Source organism: Marininema halotolerans, from assembly GCF_900116235.1.
In the GTDB taxonomy this organism is placed as follows: domain Bacteria; phylum Bacillota; class Bacilli; order Thermoactinomycetales; family DSM-45169; genus Marininema; species Marininema halotolerans.
Genome location: NZ_FPAA01000013.1, coordinates 63,362 through 83,642 on the forward strand (window position 1 = coordinate 63,362; position 20,281 = coordinate 83,642).

At 45.2% G+C, this 20,281-nt stretch carries 18 protein-coding genes; 14 read left to right on the forward strand and 4 right to left on the reverse strand.

The window, feature by feature from the left end; genetic code table 11:
• Positions 1 to 20: 20 nt before the first annotated feature.
• The 7 genes from CHX35_RS15030 to CHX35_RS15060 all read left to right on the forward strand — a co-directional run bounded on the left by CHX35_RS15030 (position 21) and on the right by CHX35_RS15060 (position 8,523).
• Positions 21 to 1,325: a homoserine dehydrogenase gene (locus CHX35_RS15030; RefSeq protein WP_091838909.1), complete on the forward strand. Its 1,305-nt coding sequence runs from the start codon at positions 21 to 23 to the stop codon at positions 1,323 to 1,325.
• Positions 1,322 to 2,398 carry a threonine synthase gene (thrC, locus tag CHX35_RS15035; RefSeq protein ID WP_091838913.1) on the forward strand — a complete coding sequence of 359 codons (1,077 nt, stop codon included), beginning with the start codon at positions 1,322 to 1,324 and terminating at the stop codon, positions 2,396 to 2,398. The genes CHX35_RS15030 and thrC overlap by 4 nt, the downstream gene beginning before the upstream one ends.
• Positions 2,385 to 3,305: a homoserine kinase gene (thrB, locus tag CHX35_RS15040; RefSeq protein WP_091838916.1), complete on the forward strand. Its 921-nt coding sequence runs from the start codon at positions 2,385 to 2,387 to the stop codon at positions 3,303 to 3,305. The genes thrC and thrB overlap by 14 nt, the downstream gene beginning before the upstream one ends.
• Positions 3,306 to 3,338: 33 nt before the next feature.
• On the forward strand, positions 3,339 to 4,250 hold the full coding sequence (gene pheA, locus CHX35_RS15045) for a prephenate dehydratase (RefSeq protein ID WP_091838918.1): 912 nt from the start codon (positions 3,339 to 3,341) through the stop codon (positions 4,248 to 4,250).
• Between the two features lie 201 nt (positions 4,251 to 4,451).
• Positions 4,452 to 5,408, forward strand: coding sequence for a branched-chain-amino-acid transaminase (gene ilvE, locus CHX35_RS15050; protein ID WP_091838921.1), 957 nt, complete (start codon positions 4,452 to 4,454; stop codon positions 5,406 to 5,408).
• Between the two features lie 138 nt (positions 5,409 to 5,546).
• Entirely contained in the window at positions 5,547 to 6,527 is a 981-nt protein-coding gene (locus CHX35_RS15055; protein ID WP_091838923.1) for a S66 family peptidase, read from the forward strand.
• A 205-nt stretch (positions 6,528 to 6,732) separates the two neighbouring features.
• Complete coding sequence (locus tag CHX35_RS15060) at positions 6,733 to 8,523, forward strand: glycoside hydrolase family 55 protein (protein WP_245838867.1); 1,791 nt, start codon at positions 6,733 to 6,735, stop codon at positions 8,521 to 8,523.
• A gap of 44 nt (positions 8,524 to 8,567) precedes the next feature.
• Here CHX35_RS15060 and CHX35_RS15065 read toward each other — a convergent pair whose 3' ends face one another.
• Positions 8,568 to 10,247, reverse strand: a complete 1,680-nt coding sequence (locus CHX35_RS15065) for a pyruvate oxidase (RefSeq protein ID WP_091838929.1) — start codon at positions 10,245 to 10,247, stop codon at positions 8,568 to 8,570.
• 163 nt (positions 10,248 to 10,410) lie between these two features.
• Between CHX35_RS15065 and CHX35_RS15070 the strand changes: the two genes are divergently transcribed.
• The 6 genes from CHX35_RS15070 to CHX35_RS15095 all read left to right on the forward strand — a co-directional run bounded on the left by CHX35_RS15070 (position 10,411) and on the right by CHX35_RS15095 (position 15,312).
• A complete protein-coding gene (locus CHX35_RS15070) occupies positions 10,411 to 11,217 on the forward strand; it encodes a polysaccharide deacetylase family protein (protein WP_245838869.1) in 807 nt (268 codons plus the stop codon).
• Between the two features lie 150 nt (positions 11,218 to 11,367).
• The gene (locus CHX35_RS15075) at positions 11,368 to 11,760 is read left to right on the forward strand and encodes a GntR family transcriptional regulator (protein ID WP_091838932.1); all 393 of its coding nucleotides are present in this window, start codon (positions 11,368 to 11,370) and stop codon (positions 11,758 to 11,760) included.
• A complete protein-coding gene (locus tag CHX35_RS15080) occupies positions 11,757 to 12,470 on the forward strand; it encodes an ATP-binding cassette domain-containing protein (protein WP_091838934.1) in 714 nt (237 codons plus the stop codon). The genes CHX35_RS15075 and CHX35_RS15080 overlap by 4 nt, the downstream gene beginning before the upstream one ends.
• A complete protein-coding gene (locus CHX35_RS15085; RefSeq protein WP_091838937.1) occupies positions 12,467 to 13,183 on the forward strand; it encodes an ABC transporter permease subunit in 717 nt (238 codons plus the stop codon). The genes CHX35_RS15080 and CHX35_RS15085 overlap by 4 nt, the downstream gene beginning before the upstream one ends.
• 30 nt (positions 13,184 to 13,213) lie before the next feature.
• Positions 13,214 to 14,131: an ABC transporter ATP-binding protein gene (locus CHX35_RS15090; RefSeq protein ID WP_091838939.1), complete on the forward strand. Its 918-nt coding sequence runs from the start codon at positions 13,214 to 13,216 to the stop codon at positions 14,129 to 14,131.
• A gap of 38 nt (positions 14,132 to 14,169) precedes the next feature.
• A complete protein-coding gene (locus tag CHX35_RS15095; RefSeq protein ID WP_245838871.1) occupies positions 14,170 to 15,312 on the forward strand; it encodes an ABC transporter permease in 1,143 nt (380 codons plus the stop codon).
• Between the two features lie 91 nt (positions 15,313 to 15,403).
• On the opposite strand, the gene gndA is transcribed toward CHX35_RS15095, so the two are convergent.
• Together gndA and CHX35_RS15105 are read right to left on the reverse strand one after the other, a co-directional pair.
• Complete coding sequence (gndA, locus tag CHX35_RS15100; protein WP_091838945.1) at positions 15,404 to 16,813, reverse strand: NADP-dependent phosphogluconate dehydrogenase; 1,410 nt, start codon at positions 16,811 to 16,813, stop codon at positions 15,404 to 15,406.
• A 121-nt stretch (positions 16,814 to 16,934) separates the two neighbouring features.
• Positions 16,935 to 18,059: a hypothetical protein gene (locus tag CHX35_RS15105; protein ID WP_091838947.1), complete on the reverse strand. Its 1,125-nt coding sequence runs from the start codon at positions 18,057 to 18,059 to the stop codon at positions 16,935 to 16,937.
• A gap of 429 nt (positions 18,060 to 18,488) precedes the next feature.
• Here CHX35_RS15105 and CHX35_RS15110 point away from each other — a divergent pair, with 429 nt between their 5' ends.
• Positions 18,489 to 19,943, forward strand: a complete 1,455-nt coding sequence (locus tag CHX35_RS15110) for an amino acid permease (protein ID WP_091838950.1) — start codon at positions 18,489 to 18,491, stop codon at positions 19,941 to 19,943.
• A gap of 148 nt (positions 19,944 to 20,091) precedes the next feature.
• Here the strand turns inward: CHX35_RS15110 and CHX35_RS17755 are convergent.
• Positions 20,092 to 20,281, reverse strand: a 190-nt coding sequence (locus CHX35_RS17755) for a hypothetical protein (RefSeq protein ID WP_217895892.1), incomplete at its 5' end; no start/stop codon positions are given.

Below are 20,281 nucleotides of genomic sequence, written 5' to 3' on the forward strand. Positions count from 1 at the left end.
AAGCGAAAGTGGGGAAACCGATGAAGCAAAGCGATGTGGTTCGAGTCGGATTACTGGGGCTTGGAACCGTTGGATGTGGGGTTGTTCGGCTATTGGAAGGACATAAGGATGATTTAGAAAAGCAGACGGGGCAACACATTGTGATTACAAAAGTGCTTGTTCAAGATGCAAAGAAAGGCCGTGGGGTTCATTTAAGTTCCGAACAAATTACCGATGATCCGGCACAGGTACTCAATCACCCTGAGATTGATGTAATTGTCGAGGTCATGGGGGGGATTGATCCAGCAAGGGAGTATATTTTGCAGGCAATCGCGAATGGCAAAAATGTCGTGACAGCGAATAAGGATTTGATGGCGCTACATGGAGGAGAGATTCTTTCTGTCGCAGCAACAAAGCAATGTGATGTGTTTTACGAGGCAAGTGTTGCTGGGGGAATTCCCATCTTACGCGCATTAGTGGAGGGTTTTTCTTCAGATCGCATCACGAAAATGATCGGGATTGTAAACGGGACAACGAATTATATTTTGACGGCGATGGAACAAGAGGGGGTTATGTTTGAAGATGCCCTCGCTCAGGCTCAGGAGCTAGGATATGCCGAAGCGGATCCCACTGCTGATATTGATGGCCTTGATGCTGCTCGGAAAATGGCGATTTTGGCGACCCTTGGTTTTCGAATCGATATGCCATTGGCGGGTGTGGAAGCAAAGGGAATAGCCGATATTACCCAGGAAGATGTCAGTTTTGCCCATCAATTAGGGTATCGAATTAAACTGGTGGGGATTGCTCAAAGGGATCAAGGGAAAGTGGAAGTGAGTGTACAACCGGTTCTTTTGCCCCTTAGCCACCCCTTATCCTCCGTCGATGGGGTGTATAATGCGGTAGCAGTATATGGTGAGGCGGTTGGAGAAACGATGTTTTATGGCCCGGGTGCTGGGGGGATGCCCACGGCAACCGCTGTCGTCTCTGATTTGGTAACGGTTGTAAAGAATCGCCGCTTAGGAGTGAATGGAAGGGGCACAGTAGGGCCTTATCAGAAACGAATTTTAAAATCACTGGATGAGATCGAATCAAAGCATTTCCTGCGGTTACATGTCACAGACGAAGCCGGTGTGCTTGCCCAACTAACCATGCTGTTTGCGAGCGAAAATATTAGTCTCGAAACAGTATTACAACTTCCTTATGGTGAGAATAGCGCACAAATCATTCTCATTACTCATCGAGCAAGTCGTCGGCAAATGGATCATGTACAGAATGAGATTGTTGCCTTGGAGGCGGTCCAAGGGATACAAAGTTACTATCGTGTTGAGGGAGGGAGAGAGGGATGAGCGAGGGGATTATCGCACGATACCGTTCGTATTTACCCATAACGGAAAATACCCCGGCCTTAACGTTGCATGAAGGAGATACCCCCCTGATTCGTGCTGAACAGTTATCTGCCACTTTGGGAATTGACCTCTATTTAAAGGTGGAAGGATTTAATCCGACAGGCTCCTTTAAAGATCGGGGCATGGTGATGGCGATGGCTAAAGCCGTGGAAGAAGGGAGTCAAACGGTCATCTGTGCCTCGACGGGCAATACATCAGCTTCTGCAGCGGCTTTTGCAGCACGGATGGGGATTCGGTGTATTGTCGTTATTCCGGATGGTCATGTCGCCTTGGGAAAGCTCTCTCAAGCGGTTGTCTATGGTGCAGAAGTAATTGCCATTGAAGGCAACTTTGATCAAGCGTTGGAAATGGTACGAGAGATTGCTGCTGAATCGGAGATTACCCTAGTCAATTCAGTCAATCCTTATCGCATAGAGGGACAAAAGACAGCGGCATTTGAAGTGTGTGATCAGCTGGGAGAAGCACCTGATATCTTGGCGATTCCCGTAGGGAATGCAGGGAATATCTCTGCCTACTGGAAAGGGTTTTGTGAATACAAAGACCATGGGAAGATTACTCGCTTGCCTCGGATGTATGGATTTGAGGCGGAAGGAGCGGCGGCGATTGTACGTGGGAAGCGAATCGAACATCCGGAAACCATCGCGACGGCTATTCGGATTGGGAATCCTGCGAGTTGGGAGACGGCGGTGTTGGCTGCTCGGGATTCAGGAGGGTTCATTGATAGTGTGACAGACGATGAGATTGTCGAAGCCTACCGTCAATTGGCAAGCAAAGAAGGGGTGTTTTGTGAGCCTGCCTCTGCTGCTTCGGTAGCGGGGGTTAAAAAACGGGTGCAACAGGGAGAGATTCCTTCAGGAACACAAGTCGTCTGTGTATTGACAGGAAACGGTTTAAAGGATCCTTCAACAGCAATGGATGCTGTGCAGGTAAAGCCCATCAAGGTTTCCTGTGATAAAGAAGCCGTCTTCCAAGCGGTAAGGGGAAAGGGGGAGGCAACCTGTGGCAAGTTTTAGCCCCTTTGAAGTAAGAGTACCAGGAAGCACAGCGAATCTGGGATCCGGGTTTGATTCCATTGGGTTAGCGATTAATCGCTATCTTTATCTACGTATACAACCTTCAAATCAATGGGAAATATATGGGGTTGGTGAGGAATTAGCGCAAGTGAATCAGGGAGAGGAGAACCTAATCTTTCGTGTCATGGAGCCGTTATTTGCGAGAGAGGGTCGATCGCTACCACCGATGAAAATGGAAGTGGAGAGTGAGATTCCAATAACGAGAGGATTAGGTTCCAGTGCGGCAGCAATTATTGCAGGCTTGGTCGCTGCAAACCATCTGCTTGGGGAGCCCTATTCAAAGGATACACTTTTGCAAATGGCAACCCAATGGGAGGGGCATCCTGATAATGTTGGGGCATCCTTATATGGGGGTGGAATTATTGCCACATGGGATGGAGAGAAGGTGCATTATGTACACACCCCAGCCCCTCCCTTTCCTATGTTGGTAGCTATTCCCGATGCACCTTTAGCCACTTCTGAAGCACGAAAAGTGCTTCCTGATCAATTGAAACACACGGAAGCGGTATTGGCTAGCAGTCGGGCAAATCTTTTGACTGCAGCACTCTTAACAGGCAATCGCGAGGCGTTACGAATTGGAATGCAAGATCGGTTTCATCAACCATACCGGGCAGCACTTGTGCCAGGGTTAAATGAATTGATCACCGAGGGTCCCCATCATGGAGCGATTGGCGTCGCGTTATCAGGTGCAGGTCCAACAGTGATTGCTTTTACTGAAAACGAGGAGAAGATGCTTCACTTTATGAAAGAGGTATTTCATAAAAATAAGGTCTCTGTGCGGATTCTACACCTTCATCCTTGCACAGAGGGGGTAACTCTTCATTTGACAGGGGCTAATTCCCCCTAGTAAAGTGATGAGAAAAATTAAAGGAGAAAAACAATGAAGGACGAAGTTGCCTATCTAGGACCCCGAGGGACGTTTACACATGAGGCGACAAAAGCCTTGTTTCCTGAAGAGGGGTTTGTCTATACCCCTTGTGATTCAATTCCTGACGTATTGACCGCGGTGGGAAAGGACCAATTTTCATATGGAGTGGTCCCGATAGAAAATGCGATTGAAGGATCCGTTACCCTGACATTGGATTGGCTGATCCATCATGTGCAGGTGCCAATCTCAGGGGAGCTGATTTATCCAATCGCCCAACATTTGATGATTCATCCTCTTCACAAAGATTTACCCTTAGCGAAGGTAGAGCGGGTTTTATCACACCCTCAAGCGGTGGCGCAATGTCGAGGATATCTGAGGGATCATCTTCCCAACGCGAGGATTACCTACGTGGATAGCACCGCTGACGCCGCTCGTAAAATACGGGATCAAGGGAGTAAGCCATGGGTCGCCATCGGTCCCTTCATGGCGCATCAACTATACGGACTTCATGTGGTGGCGGAATCGATCCAAGATTACCCCCATAATTTTACTCGTTTTATCGTAGTAGGGAGGGAATGGGCACACCCAAGAGCCCCCAAAGAACATGATAAGACCAGCTTACTTATCTCCCTTCCCTCCGACTATCCAGGAGCATTACATCGCGTGCTTCAATCCTTTGCCAAAGGAACGATCAACCTTTCCCGGATTGAGTCACGCCCGACCAAGAAAAAATTGGGGACGTATCATTTTCTTATTGATACCGAAATAAAAGGCGATCACCCTTCCCTACACAAAGCTCTTACCGATGTAGCCAGTTGGGGTTGTCACGTTCGTCAGCTCGGCTCCTATCCATGCTATCATTATCAAAACATCAAAGAAATTGAGGTTGACAAGGGGAGTTCCGAAGCCTATAATCGTCGTTAAATATTTGTATCGATTGAATCAGGAGGGCATCTAGGGTTCCGCTCTACGAGTAGAGGTCTGGTCCAAGTGGTGCCGCACTGGAGACGGTGTACACCGTGGGGAAAAAAGCCTCATGCGGCAGGTTCTGATAGGTTCTTCAGACTGCCCATGAAGGCTTTTCATTTTATCTAAATTAATTATTCAGAACAGGGGTGTAATTCGATGAAGGAACAACGATGGGTCTATATGAATGGTGACTATGTAAAGAAAGAAGAAGCCACGGTGTCCATTTTTGATCACGGATTTCTTTATGGGGATGGGATTTTTGAAGGCATTCGAGTGTATGATGGGAATGTATTTCGATTAAGGGACCATTTGATTCGTCTCTATGAATCCGCACACTCCATTTTGTTGGAAATTCCTTACACGATTGAAAAAATGGAAGAAGCTGTTCTCCAGTCCATTCGGAAGAATCAATTGAAGAATGCTTATATTCGCTTGGTGATTACCCGTGGAAAGGGAGACCTTTCATTGGACCCTTCTACCTGTGAAGATCCCAAAGTAATCATTATTGTGGATCAAGTCAAAATGTTCCCGCAACGAATGTATGATGAAGGGGTATCCATCGTGACGGTACCCACTCGGCGCAATGTACCGGATGCATTAAATCCGAAGATCAAATCCCTGAACTATCTAAATAATATCTTGGTGAAAATGGAGGCCAATCAAGCAGGTGTTGGGGAAGCCTTAATGCTAAACCAGGCGGGTTATGTGGCCGAGGGGTCTGGTGATAATATTTTCATCGTTAAAAAGGGAATTCTCTTCACACCCCCGGGGTACATTGGTGCCTTGGATGGGATTACCCGACAGGCTATTATGGATTTATGTGGTCGCCATGGCTACACCGTAAAAGAAGAACCCTTTACGCGTCATGATGTGTACGTTGCCGATGAGGTTTTCCTCACGGGGACGGCAGCGGAGGTGATTGCAGTGGTAAAAGTAGATGGGCGGATGGTAGGCGATGGAAAGCCAGGACCGATTACCAACCATCTTTTAGAGGAGTTTCGTGGTTTGGTAACCATCGATGGGACACAAGCTTATCCAGAAGAGGCAGATGAGCCTCAATTAGCCACTGTGGAAAAGAAGGCAGAAGTTGCAACCGCTGAGCATGTCGGTTAATGTCGGCTAACCATTTGTGAGGACAAGGGATACTTTCCTTGTCTTTTTCTTTTAAATTCATTAGTATAAAAATAATATATTTTTAATTAAGCGTAGCACTTATTCTGGCACCTGCTTTTAAAATGAGGGGGATGGATCATGTTTGTTCCACCAAAGCTTAAGCATGGAGATGAGGTACGGGTGGTTGCCCCATCCAAAAGTTTGGGAATTATTGCACAAGAACAACGTGAATTTGCCCAGGAGCGATTCGAGAAATTAGGGCTCAAGGTTACATTTGCTAGCCATGTGGAAGAGATGGATGACTTTCAATCGTCTTCGGTAAAGAGTCGGTTGGCGGACCTTCATGAAGCATTTGCTGACCCCCAAGTGAAGGGGATTTTCACAGTAATTGGCGGTTTTAATTGTAATCAGTTACTGGCAGGGTTGGACTATTCATTGATTCGTAACAATCCCAAAGTATTCTGTGGTTATTCGGATACGACTGCTTTACAGAATGCCATTTTGGCGAAGGCGGGAGTGGTCACTTATAGTGGTCCAGCTTTCTCAAGTTTTGCTATGAAAAAAGGATTTGAATATACCTTATCGTATTTTAAAAAATGTGTAATGGAATCTGAACCCTTTGCGATAGAAGAAGCATCAACCTGGAGCGACGACGCTTGGTACCTTGATCAGGAGAACCGTCAGTTTAACCCTACGAAGGGATGGCTATCCCTTTCTTCTGGAGAGGCTGAGGGGAGAATCGTGGGTGGGAATTTATGTACACTCAATCTCCTGTTGGGTACGGAATATATGCCTGATTTGCGCAATGCCATTCTTTTTTTGGAGGATGATTATCTTTCAAGTCCTGAGATTTGGGATCGTAATTTACAGGCGGTGCTTCATCAACCCGATTTTAAAGAAGTAAGGGGAGTCGTCATTGGACGATTTCAAAGGGGAAGTCAGATGAGAAGTGAATTTTTGCAGAAGATCCATGATACGAAACCTGAATTGCACTCCATCCCTGTTGTGGCGAATGTAGATTTTGGCCATACGTCTCCCTTTATTACCTTTCCAATTGGTGGTGTCGCGCGTTTATCCGTGGTGGGGGAACGTGCTGAGCTTCACCTTGTCGAGCATTAAATCTGTAGATCAAACCGATCATGGGAGAAAGATCCTTGTTGAGCGGTTTGATAGGTTAATATAACTGAATATTATGATTAATAATCGAAGAAACGATTGACCGTATCGTTAACATTTTGCATGGGGATGAAAAGATACGGGGGGACCTGAATAGCCTAGTGGTATAACGAAATCCGTTTCACTATGAACATTGGAGGGAGGTCTCTTGTTAACGGCTAATGTGAAGAATGCACCTTATCTTGCAACGGGTGATGGAATTACTGATGATACCTTCGCCATTCAACAAGCCATCGACGATGTTTCAGCTCATGGTGGAGGAATGGTTACGATACCTGCCGGTGTTTACTATATCAGTGCAACATTATGGCTTAAGAGCAATATCCACATTCAAGGAAGTGGAATCGACCGTACCATTCTCGATTTAAAACAAAACAATCAAGTCATTGCCTTTGATTTTAAAGAACCTTCGCTGATTTCGTTAATGCAAACGGAAGATGTTTGCTTGGGTGATCCTATGAACTCCATTGCCAACGCGTTGCAAGCCGGAGACTTCATCATCTATCGTAATCAGCGTCGGTTTACTGAAGCATGGGATCAAGGCCGTGCGATTCGTCCGTACTATACAGCCGGTGAAATCTTTTCTGTACAAGTTGCTACCCCGACCATGGTCGCTTTTTCAGATCGTGCTTCACTTTCTCTACCCACAACGACAACGAATGGGGTTACTGCTTTTACCCCTTATCGAAATATTGCTGTGATCGGACTTACAATTCAACGAAATGGGGAAGAGGTTTCTGGTGCGAAGATTGCCAGCAATGTATCGATTCGGGTTCGCTATTGTGATGGATTTTATGCCAATCAGGTTAAAAGTGTCCGTACGAATTATACGGGTTTTCACATTGCTTATAGTATGAATGTAACGATGGAATATATTGAGTCCATCGGTTATAGCGCCAAAGATGGATATCTTTATGGGGTGTTGATAGCCGATGCAACGAAATATGTACGGATATCCAATATCCATTCAAAGCACAATCGTCATGGGATCTCAGGAGGGAATAGCGGCAATGGGATTCCCATGCATGTCATGGTTGATGGCATGATCATTACGGATACCACGCGCAATCCGAATGGTTCAGAAACTCACTCCCTAGACTGTCACGCATCTACGCTAAACTTTACTTTGAAAAATGCCCTGCTCGATAATGGGATGAGTATCAGTGGGATGGGTCATGTCGTTAACAATATTACTTCTCTCAAGGGAGACTTTTTGCTTTACGAAGGTGGCTTGGGTCATTGCTTTGAAAACATTACTTTCCAACGATGCCGCGGTTTCTTCTCAAATGAAATAATAAAGAATATCAATTTTTTTAATGTGAAATTGAACTTATACAATTATACGCGCAATAATTTTGCGGAAGGATCTTCACACCTTTGCTTTAATCAAATACAAATGATTAATCAACGTTTTTTGGAATCTGTCAATAACAAAGATGCGGATACAACAGTACCCACCTATCGGAATGGTTATGTGGGGTTGCGTTTACAGGATCACTGTACGTTGAAAAATAGCTATATTGAAGGGTTTCCACAGGGAGTTTTTGTGGATGGAAGTTGTTGCTTTGTCGAGAATGTTCGAATTGTAAACTGCTCCTGGAAATCGACTCATACAATTAACGAAAGTGCGCTGTACCTATCGGGGCGTGCCTCTCGTTCTCATTTTACTCATGTTTTAATCAGCTTTACAAAGCCAGCGATGGTGACGGGAAGTCCACTCCTCCTGGTCTATCAAAATGTGGGGGAGGCCAAACGGATCGATCTTTCTCACATCATTCACCCCCTTGAACATTGGGTTCCTTTTTCCGAGGGAGTATACTCCGACACACAATGTAACGAATTATTTGTTATCCACTCGTGGTTATATACAACAGCCCCTCCTTCCTGGCATGCTTCGGGAATGTATGTTACTAATAACTTCATTGCATCATTAAATTAAAAACACCAGGGAAGCGAACCCTGGTGTTGTCCGTATGCGGATGGTTACGTTGGATCTGCCATCCATTCCTTTACTAGGTGGATGGCATAATTTTTTGCCTGGCTAAAGGTGATATGAGCGGGCATGGGAGGTTCTCCTGCATCAACAAATACATCGATGATGACCGGTTTACTAGCAGAAAAGGCGCGTGGTAGTGCATTGATTAGCTCATCTCGGGTGTGTACCGTGATGCCAATCCCCCCACAATCATCTGCGAAACGGGCAAAGTCTGGATTCGTAAGATCGGTAGCAAATTCGGCATTGCCCATGCTTTCTTGTTCAAATTTAATCATCGCGATCTTGGCGTTATTTAATACGATCACGACAAGGGGAAGTTTATACTTCACAGCGGTAACAAAATCCGAGAGCATCATGGTGAAGCCGCCATCCCCCACAACCGCGACTACCTGGCGATCAGGATAGGCCAATTTCCCAGCGATCGCCCCAGGAAGTCCACACCCAAGGGTCGCTAGCCAACTCGATGTAATGAAGGATTGCTGGGAAACTCGGAAGTTACGTGCCATCCAAACGGTGACATTGCCAACATCACAGGAAATAATCGCATTGGACTCAAGGATTGACTGTAAAAGTACAGGAACGGTTTGGGGGCGGAGTGGGAGAAGTTCTTCCTCACCCTGTCTCGTCATTTTCCCATGCCAGTCTTGCATGCGTTCTTGACAACGAATGAGATAGTCATCATCTGTTCTTTCAGACAGGCGCTCATATAACTGACGTAAGGTAAGGCCTGCATCACCGGCCAGTCCCACATCGACGGGATAGCGCTTCCCGATTTGAGCCGGATTGGAATCAATTTGGATCGTTGCTGCTTTCTTAGGCAAGAACCCAGTAAAGGGGAAGGAGGTGCCTATCATCACCAGTGTATCGGCTTCCTTCATTGCTTGATAGGCGGGTTTTGTCCCCAGTAGTCCAAGCCCTCCTAAACAATAGGGATGGTCATCCGGGATGGCTCCCTTTCCAGGTAGAGTAAGAACGATGGGAGCCTTTAGACGGTGGGCGATGTTGAGTAGTTCTTGGCGAGCACCATGAGTCCCTCGTCCGGCTAAAATGACCGTATTTCCTGACTCAGATAAAAGTTGAACGGCAGCGTCGAGGTCTTGAGTTTCCGGCATGGGGAGGGATTTAACGAGAAGTGAATTGGTACGGTGGGCATCCCGACTCACCTTAAAGCGAGGGATATCATCCGGGATACTTAGATGAGAGACTCCCTGATGTGTATAGGCCATACGGATGGCTTGATTGGCCACCACGGGTAATTGTTCAGCTGACATGATGCGCTGATTATAAAGGGCGACGTCATCAAATAGACGATCCAGGTTGACCTCTTGAAAAAAATCCGTCCCAATTAAATCACTTTCTACTTGGCCGGTAATGGCGAGCACAGGTGCGCGATCCAACTTGGCATCATAGAGGCCATTTAATAAATGAATGGCTCCAGGTCCTGCGATGGCCAGACAAACCCCGAGCTTGCCTGTTAATTTTGCATAGGCTGAGGCAGCTAAGGCTCCAGCTTCCTCATGACGTACCTGAATAAAACGGATTTTGTCTTGTTTTCGAAGGGGCTCCATCAGGGTATTGATGGAGTCACCCGGCATGCCAAAAATGAACTCGACTCCCCATTCCGTGAGGATATCGATCAATGCTTCACCGGCGGTTTGTTCAAACACAGAGACCCGACCTCCTTTAGTAACGGTAAGAATCAATATGTAGGCGATTTGCCTGTAAAACGGTCTCTTTTTGAGTATGTTCGTAAGGGAAGTGAAAGATGTGCCCATGTATAAAGAAGGTGACAAGGCCAAATCCTACAGGGTAGCAGAGGGGTGCAGGTACATGGGAAAACGGCACATATGGGCGATGGGGATCGGTTGTTTCATATTGATTTTTACGATGGTCGCCAATGCACAAGGGGACGGACACAAGAAAACGCGTCGTTATTATGAAGAACGGGGTGAGATTGTATGGGAGGCACCCAAGGCAGGCAAAAAAATTGCACTGACCTTTGATGATGGCCCTCATCCAGTTCATACGCCACGTCTCCTTAAAACCTTAAAAAAGCATCATGTGAAAGCCACTTTTTTTGTTGTGGGTAAAAACGTGGAAAAGCATCCTCAATTGACGCGTCAAATACGTAAAGAAGGGCATGAAATAGCCAATCATACGTACAGTCATCCACGGGTGAATCGACTCACATTAAAGAAATTAGAAGAGGAGATTGAAAAGGGGAAAAAAGCGGTTTATGAAACGACTGGAAAAAAGACCAATTTAGTAAGAACGCCGGGTGGTTACTACAATGACATGGTGATCAAGGCAACCAAAGAGACAAAGCATCAATTAATCCTTTGGTCATGGGATCAAGATACGAATGATTGGCAAAGGCGAAGCACCCATCGCATTGTTCGTCAAGTGATATCAGGAGCGAGTAATGGAGATATTGTGCTTTTTCATGATTCAGAGCCACGTGCAGCGATTGCATTAAATTACATTATCCCCACGTTAAAAAAAAGGGGATATCAATTTGTGTCAGTATCCGAGTTAATGAAAGAGGAAGCCACCAAAAATAAAAAGAAAAAAAAGCGGTTTAAGTTTTTACCAAAAGTCACGGATCAGGAGAAAAAAGCGAATTCCTCCAATGGATAGGCTAAATCGGGCTCTCATAGAGAGTCTTTTTTTTGCCTTTTTTTGCTTTGACCCTTGCATCAAGTGTATTATTAGATATAATACACTTAGTACAGTTAGTACACAGTTTGGTTTGATTGTGGGTGTTCCCTGATTGGAGGGGGATTGAATGTGAAGGAACATGAAATTGGAACGTTGCGATTCGGGTTGGATTTGAGCCTACCCTTATATGAACAAATCGTTAACCAAATGCGTGGATCCATTGCTAGAGGAGAGATTGCTTTGGGAGAAAAAGTTCCATCTGTACGTGAGTTAGCACAAGGGTTAAAAATCAATCCTAATACGGTAATGAGTGCATACAAAGAGTTAGAAAGAGATGGGCTGACGGAGACAAGGCGTGGTCAAGGAACCTTTATTACGCATTCTCAAGAAACGGTGGATCAATTTCGTTCAGAGTGGGCAGAGAAAGCGATCGACGATTTCATTGAAAAAATGGATAATCTGGGGTATTCTCTTGAGGATATTTCATCGATTATCCAACGCAAGAAAGAGGGGAGAGTATGAAGGATCCAGTCGTCCAGTTTCGAGATGTGAATCTGTCTTATGGATCGCGTATGGTTCTACAAGATTTTAATATCGAAATCCCTTCTCAACAGGTCGTCGGGATTTTGGGACCCAATGGGTCTGGAAAGTCCTCATTCTTTCGATTAATTATGGGATTAAATCAGCCCGATGATGGGGAGATCGCTGTATTAGGGCATTCGCCTGGGTGGAGAAATAATCACCAAATTGCCTACCTTCCTGATCGTGCGCGGTGGTATGGCAATCATACGGTGGAAGGTGCAATTCAATGGGGGGGTGATCTTTTACCGGGTTTTGATTCGATGAAGGCGAAGGAGCTAGCGGAATGGATGGAGATTGATTCCTCCATGCGCATTGATGAGATGAGTAAGGGGCAGGAAGCCCGCTTAATGCTCATAATGTGTTTAGCCCGTAAAGTACCGTTGATCATACTGGATGAGCCCTTTACCGGGATCGATACGCATTCACGGGAACGGATTATGGATGCGCTAATTGATTATGTGACCGAAGGGGAGCAGACGATCCTAATCAGCACCCATGAGATCTATGAAGCGGAAGGGTTGTTCGACTCGGTCTTCCTTATAAACGAAGGGCAAGTAGCGTTAAGCGGCGAAGCGGAGTTATTACGGGCAGAGCATGGTTCAATGATGCAACTCGTAAAAAAAATGTCGCATGGAGGTAGGGGTTTGTGAGTAATTTGGGGGTCTTACTGCAACACGAATGGAAGCTAAAAGCCAAGCGTCGCGAAAAGCGTGGCAAGATAAAGATGCCTCGAGTTTGGTTGTATGTATACAGTGGGATCGTGGTGGCGTTGGTAGTTATTCTAGCGACCTATTTAGGATGGAAGGGGCAAACCCGCTTTGTACAGATCTGGAATTTTAATTGGGGGATGCTATTTTGGGCGATAGGCATCGCGGTACAAAATATTAAAAGAGAGTGGAGCAATGAAACCGTAGGGTGGTGGCTCGCTCTTCCCTATTCACGAGGGAATTTGATTAGCGCTAAATTTATTGCGAGTTTGCTACGTTGGGCGAAGACATTAGCTTTGGTTTATCTGGGTTTATTCGCTTTTATGACCTATGTGATGCTTTTAGAGGGAGACGGAGCGAAAATTCCAGATACCTTGGTAACAGGTGTCGAGTGGTATGTCATCGTTTTAAGCCTAAGTCCCTTTGTAATCAGTTTGGGTACGGTATCAGCATTGTTACGTAGGTCGACATTACAACCTATCTTCCCTCTTATATGGGGAGTCGGTAATCTCATTATTAACGCAGTGGCAGCCCTGTTTCTTTTGACACCTTTAACCTTAGGAACGAAGTGTATCTTCATTTTAATCAGTTGGGTGATCACGCTCGGGTTGCTTCGACTTGCTGTCCATTTGTTGGAACGCCATGTGGTTATTTAGATAAAAAGGAGAAAGAAAGGAGAATGATTCATGGAGAAGGCATTAAGTATACAGGATCTACAAAAATCCTATGGACAAAAGAAAGCATTACAGGGGGTAACATTCTCGGTCAAGAAGGGAGCTTGTTTTGGACTATTAGGTCCCAATGGGGCTGGGAAGTCAACAACGATGAAGATCTTAACGGGGATTGTTGGAGCAGATCATGGGCGTATAGAAATCCTTGAAATGGATGCAACAAAAAAGGGAAGAGAGCTCCGGCAGCGCGTGGGGTATGTGCCCCAATCGATTACTCTGTATGAAAAACTAAGTGCCTATGACAACCTCAAATTTTTTGGCGAAATGTATGGAATTCGTGGCAAATTGCTTCAACAACGCATCCGTGAAGTGCTTATACAAATTGGCTTGCAAGATCGTGGAAAAGATGCGGTAGAAACCTTTTCAGGTGGGATGAAAAGGCGGGTGAACATTGCAGCGGCTTTATTACACAAACCTGAAATTTTAATTCTCGACGAGCCGACTGTGGGAATTGATCCACAATCACGCAATCATATTTTTGACATGATCAGAATCTTGAAAAAAGAAGGAGTTACGATCATATACTCGACGCATTACATGGAAGAAGTTGAAGTGCTTTGTGATGATATTGCAATCATTGATCATGGGAAAATTATCGCTCAAGGAAATTTACAGGAACTTTTAACGGAATACAGTCAACGTGCGGTTTACGTGGAAGCGCCCACATTGAAGGAGGCCCCCACTTCACTCCCTGGAGCCATTCGAACCTATGCTCAAGGTGATGGATGGATGATTGAAACCGAGCGCTTACAGGAGACGATGCTGTATTTCTTACAGTCGGATACAAGTGAAGATATTAAGCGATTAGAGATTGTAAGGCCTTCATTGGAACATGTATTCCTATCCTTAACGGGTACACAGTTGCGTGATTAGTCAAATCCATTGAACAATTCTTAAGGAGGCGTTGTCTAGTGTGGAGTATCGTGGTAAAAGAGTTGAAGATTGTATTACGGGAAAAAGGAAGCTTTTTCTTCTTGTTACTCATGCCGATCCTTTTTATTGCTCTATTTGGTTCGGTATTTGGCAATACTGGCACGACGGTAACGGTCAATTATTTGGATCGTGATGGAACCAAGGCATCGAAGCAATTGATAAAAGAAATTGATCAGATCGATGGGTTTAAAGTAAAAAAACAGTCTTCCACCTCGTTGGACAAACAAATAAAGGAGATCAAGGAAGGAAAGAAAACGTCCTTGCTTGTGATCCCGGAGAATTTTGAGAAGGATATGCAAGCAGGTCAATCGGTGAAGGTCAAGTTTTATCGTGATTCCACAGCGGACCAGTCAGTGGCTCCCATTCGATCCGTATTAGAGAATATTTCGCATGGATATAAGGATCATAAATTATCCACCGTGTTAATGACAGTCACCAAGGATGCTAAGAAAGTGAAAGAAATGATGGCCTCCCCTGTGCAAATCCAAGAAATTAAGGAAAATGTAAAATCGGTCAATGCTATTTCACAAGTGGTTCCGGGTTATACGGTGATGTTTGTCTTTTTTATCATGATCACCATGATTCGTGGCTTTTTCCGTGAGAAGGATTCAGGGATGGTGGCTCGTTTGCATAGTACGCCGATGAGATCCATTCATTACTTGATTGGGATGTGGATCCCCGCCTTGATCATGGTGTTAATCCAATGTACTGTGCTACTCTCCTTTGGTTATTTTGTCTATGATCTTCATCTAGGAGATGGGATTGCCATTGTAGCCATCGTGTTTTGCTTAGCGATTTGTGGTACCGGGCTTGGTCTGGCTCTCTCCATGTTAGTTAGAGGGGAAACCCAAGGGATTGCAGGTACGCAATTGATCGCTTTAGGGGGAGCTGTGCTAGGTGGGCTCTGGTTTCCCTTTGATCTGTTACCTGCATTTGCACAAAAAGTGGGACACTTTACGCCTCAATTTTGGGCACAAAAAAGCTTTCAAGATGTGATGGTGAGGGGGGCGCATGTTGGTGATGTCCTTCAAGGACTTGGGGTTCTCCTCAGTTTTGGACTGATTGGCTTAGTGATCGCTCTTCTCCAATATAAACGTTATCTTCGCTCAGCTACGCATTAAGAGAGAGGGATCTACATCATTATTGGCTTTACAAAAGGGCTCTCCCATTGGAAATTTCCAATGGGAGAGCCCTTTTATTCCATGTATGTTGTTATTGTAACCATTCCGTGTGGAAGGTGCCTTCTTTATCAATTCGTTGATACGTATGGGCACCAAAATAATCGCGCTGTGCTTGCAGTAGATTCGCTGGAAGTCGTTCTAGACGATAACTATCAAAGTAAGCCAACGCACTGGACATGCCTGGAACAGGGATTCCGCTGTGAACGGCTAACGCTACAACCTTGCGCCAAGAGGATTGGTACTGATCGATGACTTCCTGAAAGTAGGGATCTAATAAAAGGTTGGTGAGCTCTGGATCCTTGTCATAGGCATCTTTAATGTTTTGTAAGAAGCGAGCGCGGATAATGCATCCACCCCGAAAAATCATTGCAATTTTGCCATAGTCTAAGTTCCACCCATATTCTTGACTGGCGACTCGCATTTGAGCAAAACCCTGCGCATAGGAGCAGATCTTACTGGCGTAAAGTGTTTGTCGAATGGCCTCAATCCATTTTTTCTTATCTTGGCTGGAGAGGCCGGCTTCAGGACCGCGTAAGATTCGGGATGCTTTTTGACGTTCGGCCTTCATTGCTGAGAGGAAGCGTGAGAAGACGGATTGAGTGATGATGGAGAGGGGGACGCCTAAATCAAGCGCACTTTGGCTTGTCCATTTCCCCGTTCCCTTTTGTCCAGCCGTATCCAAAATGAGGTCAACGAGGGCTTCCCCGGTTTCCTCGTCTTTCTTTGTGAAAATATTTGCCGTGATCTCAATGAGATAACTATCTAACTCCCCTTCATTCCATTCTTTAAAGGTATTGGCGAGTTCTTCATTCGAAAGACCTAGGACGTCCTTCATCAGGTGATAGGCTTCTGCTATTAATTGCATGTCTCCATATTCAATGCCGTTATGTACCATTTTCACATAGTGTCCTGCCCCATCAGGGCCAATATAGGTGGTACAAGGTTCGCCATTGACCTTGGCGGCGATTGCAGTCAAAATGGGTTCGACTAATTGATAAGCACTTTCTTGGCCCCCAGGCATGATCGAAGGGCCTTTGAGTGCGCCTTCTTCTCCACCAGAAACACCTGCACCGATAAATCGAATTCCGAGTCCTTCTAACTCCTGATTGCGACGACGGGTATCTTCAAAAAATGCGTTGCCGCCATCGATGAGAATATCTCCTTTGTCGAGTAATGGGGTTAGACTGGCGATTGTTTGATCAGTAGGCTCTCCGGCCTTGACCATGAGAAGAATTCGCCGGGGGGATTCCAGTGAATCAAAAAATTCTTGGAGACTGGTCGCCCCGATTACATTTTTTCCTTGTGCTTCTTGCAAAAACTCCTCCGTTTTCTCGACACTTCGGTTATAAACAGCGACAGAAAAGCCGCGACTTTCAATATTAAGGGCCAGGTTTTTCCCCATAACAGCCAATCCAATTACTCCGATTTGTTGTTTTGCCATTGCGCTCATTCCTTTCGCGGTGATTTGTAGCCAATGATTGAAGTCAATTGGATCCTCATTCTATCTTCCCCTAGAAGGATCGAATCAATCGTAAACATTTATCGATTGAATATTACCATGATCATTTCGGGGAATCCAATAGGGGAATAATCGCCTGGTTGTAAAAGTGGTTGTTGGTCCAATAGCCTGAATGGGCATATCCCCAAGACAACCCATTATCGACTTGGATGTTTTCGACATGGGTATAGTAGTCTAACGGACCGGATATGGGATCCTTAGGATCCCAATAATTTTCCCATGGGAGTTGTTCAAGAATAGGTTCTAAGAAGGGGGTGGTTTGCACAAACCCTGGAAAGGTAGGGGGGGTGTGCAGTTGGCGATAGGAAAGGAGATTATTGATCATCCATCGTTTGATCGAATAGGTGACAGGGGTTTGATCACTGAGGAAAAATGCTACTTTATCTAAAGGGGAACCAAAAGTAATCAGTTTCTTCAAAGCATGATGATGGTCTTTGAATACCGGATCACTCTGGATCGCAAGATGAATCCCATTCAAAACATCATAGGCAATGACGCTACCAAGGGAGTGTCCAAGTAGAATCAGGTGCTCACAATCCTTTTCTAACAGATATCGCACCTTCGCAATCGCACCATTTAATATTTCGAGTCGGGTAGCATATTGTGACAAACGTTTATCCGTGGTGGTATAGGTAGCCACATCACCCAAATAATCCACGACAAGTTTTTCAGAATTACTCATGATTAGGCGGAGCAAGGGTTCCAGCCAATGGGGAAGCTTTTGTCGTAAAATAGGTAAGCTCCCTACGCCTTCAGTAACACCGCCAATCTCTTTTAAGTAAAGTTGATCCAGTGTAGTCAAGGTTGAATCCCAATCATATTTTGCTGCGAGGGCTTGGTGAGTTTGATAAAAGTGCTTCGCCCCCTTTGATGCATGAATTAACCATTGAATAATCTCTTTAAAGGAGATGGATCGTTCACTCGTAGGGGCCCAGTAGTATTCGTGGAGATCTAGCTGTGTAGGGGTGGGGTCGGAATAGGTTAATCGTACAAAGTTTTCGATGACGGGGTGGAGTGGGTCGTGACAATGTTCAAGCAGAATGGGTGTTTGTGTATGAGCATGAAGTACATTCATTAAATTTCGCGTAAAGAGATCCAGTGTTGAAAATTCCTGTTGTTCACCCATTCCATGGATAATGAGAAAAGTGAATTTTTTATGAGCACTCATTTAACTTCCTCCTCAATCGGAATGAATCCTGAAAGCGCGAAGAAGTGAAACAATAACCTTTCTTCGATGTGTGACGCTAGTTTTTTATGCTTGCTGAACCCAAGTAAGGTGATCGTTTGTTTCTATTGGAATGAAAGGAGTTCAATGGAATGGGGACAAGGAATTTGTGAGAGGATAAAGGGAGAAAAGTGCCTTGTTTTTTCAAAGGCAAGGTGGCTACAACATCGTTGATCGGCAGAACCTTCCATTGCTATGGATTCCATCCTTTCGTATAATCATACACATGTTTGTTTTGATGGGGGTCTTCACTTCCATTAATGAACGGCTTAAATCAACATGAATGCTCAGGTGCGTTAGCTTTCCGAATACGTGAAAATGTATAGGTACCGCATTCGCCACACTATTTCGTAAGAAGGAGCCACTACTTTTATGAAGAAGCAAACGGAAAGTTCCACGGGCTTAAGGCGTGAATTACAGTCGCGCCACATGACGATGATTGCCATCGGCGGTGCCATTGGAACAGGAATTTTTCTAGCAAGCGGTAGCTCCATCAGTGAAGCAGGTCCCGGAGGGGCACTCGTTGCTTACATTGCTGTTGGAATCATGGTGTATTTCTTGATGACAAGCCTAGGCGAGATGTCCGCATATATGCCGGATACGGGGTCCTTTAGTACGTATACGTCCCGCTTTGTCGATCCAGCCCTCGGTTTTGCAATGGGTTGGAACTATTGGTATAGCTGGGCAATTACGCTGGCTGCAGACTTATCGGCGTCCACATTGGTGATGAAATATTGGTTCCCAGATACACCTTCCTACTTATGGAGTGGGTTATTCCTCATCCTATTATTTTTACTTAACTTCCTCTCTGTCAAAGGATTTGGTGAGGCAGAGTATTGGTTTGCCCTTGTGAAGGTAGGAGCCGTGGTGATCTTCCTCGTTGTTGGTATATTAATGATCTTTGGGATTATGGGCGGAGAGACGATTGGTTTTAAAAACTGGTCGGTTGGAGATGCTCCTTTTCATAATGGATGGGCAGCAACGCTGGCTGTCTTCATTGTTGCGGGTTTCTCTTTCCAGGGAACCGAGTTGATCGGGGTAGCAGCAGGGGAAAGTAAAAACCCAAGAAAAACCGTTCCAAAAGCAATGCGACAGGTTTTTTGGCGGATTCTACTCTTTTATGTGTTAGCGATTTTTGTCATGGGTCTAATCATTCCTTTTACCGACCCGAGACTGATCAATGATGATTTAGGCAAAATTGCAATGAGCCCCTTTACCATGGTGTTTAATAAAGCGGGTTTAGCCTTCGCCGCTGCAGTCATGAATGCAGTCATTCTTACGGCGGTACTCTCCGCAGGGAACTCGGGGATGTATGCTTCCACACGAATGTTGTGGCATATGGCGAAGGAAGGACATGCTCCTAAGTTCTTTACTTATATTAACAAGCGAGGAATTCCTGTTTATGCTTTGATTGCTACTGCAATCATCGGGATGTTTGCTTTCCTTGCATCGATCTTTGGCGACGGAGCCGTTTATGTATGGCTGTTAAATGCCTCTGGATTGTCTGGGTTTATCATCTGGCTAAGTATTGCCATCAGCCATTATCGTTTTCGCCGGGCTTATGTGGCTCAGGGAAGGGATTTAAATGATCTACCCTATCAAGCAAAGTGGTTCCCCTTTGGCCCACTATTGGCGTTTGCGCTTTGTTTATTTGTCATCATCGGACAAAATTACGCTGCGTTTACTGGGGATACCGTCGACTGGTATGGAGTATTGGTTTCATATATTGGCATCCCACTGTTCCTTATCCTATGGCTTGGATACAAGTGGGTGAAGAAAACCAAAGTGATTCCACTGACAGAATGTCAATTGGATACCGAAGAATAACCAGCATAAAAAAAGAAGAGCCTAGGCTCTTCTTTTTTTATGCTCTGGGTGATCTCGAATTTAAGGAACGTACGCTAGATGAGCCGCGGAAAATCATTGACTATCGTTACGGTTTCGGAATAAGTAAATTCTTCACGTTTACAAAGCATTAAGGTCGCTTTTTTATCTTAATTGCGCCGAGAATACTCCCAACTTCTACAAGTGGGGGATGAATCGGCGCGTTAGACGAGGGAGGGATGTTTTTCCCCTCTCGTAAGTCTAACCATCCCCGTATATAATTAAGTACAAGGGAGGTGAACCCATGCACAAAGCGTTTCAATTTCGTTTGTATCCAACAA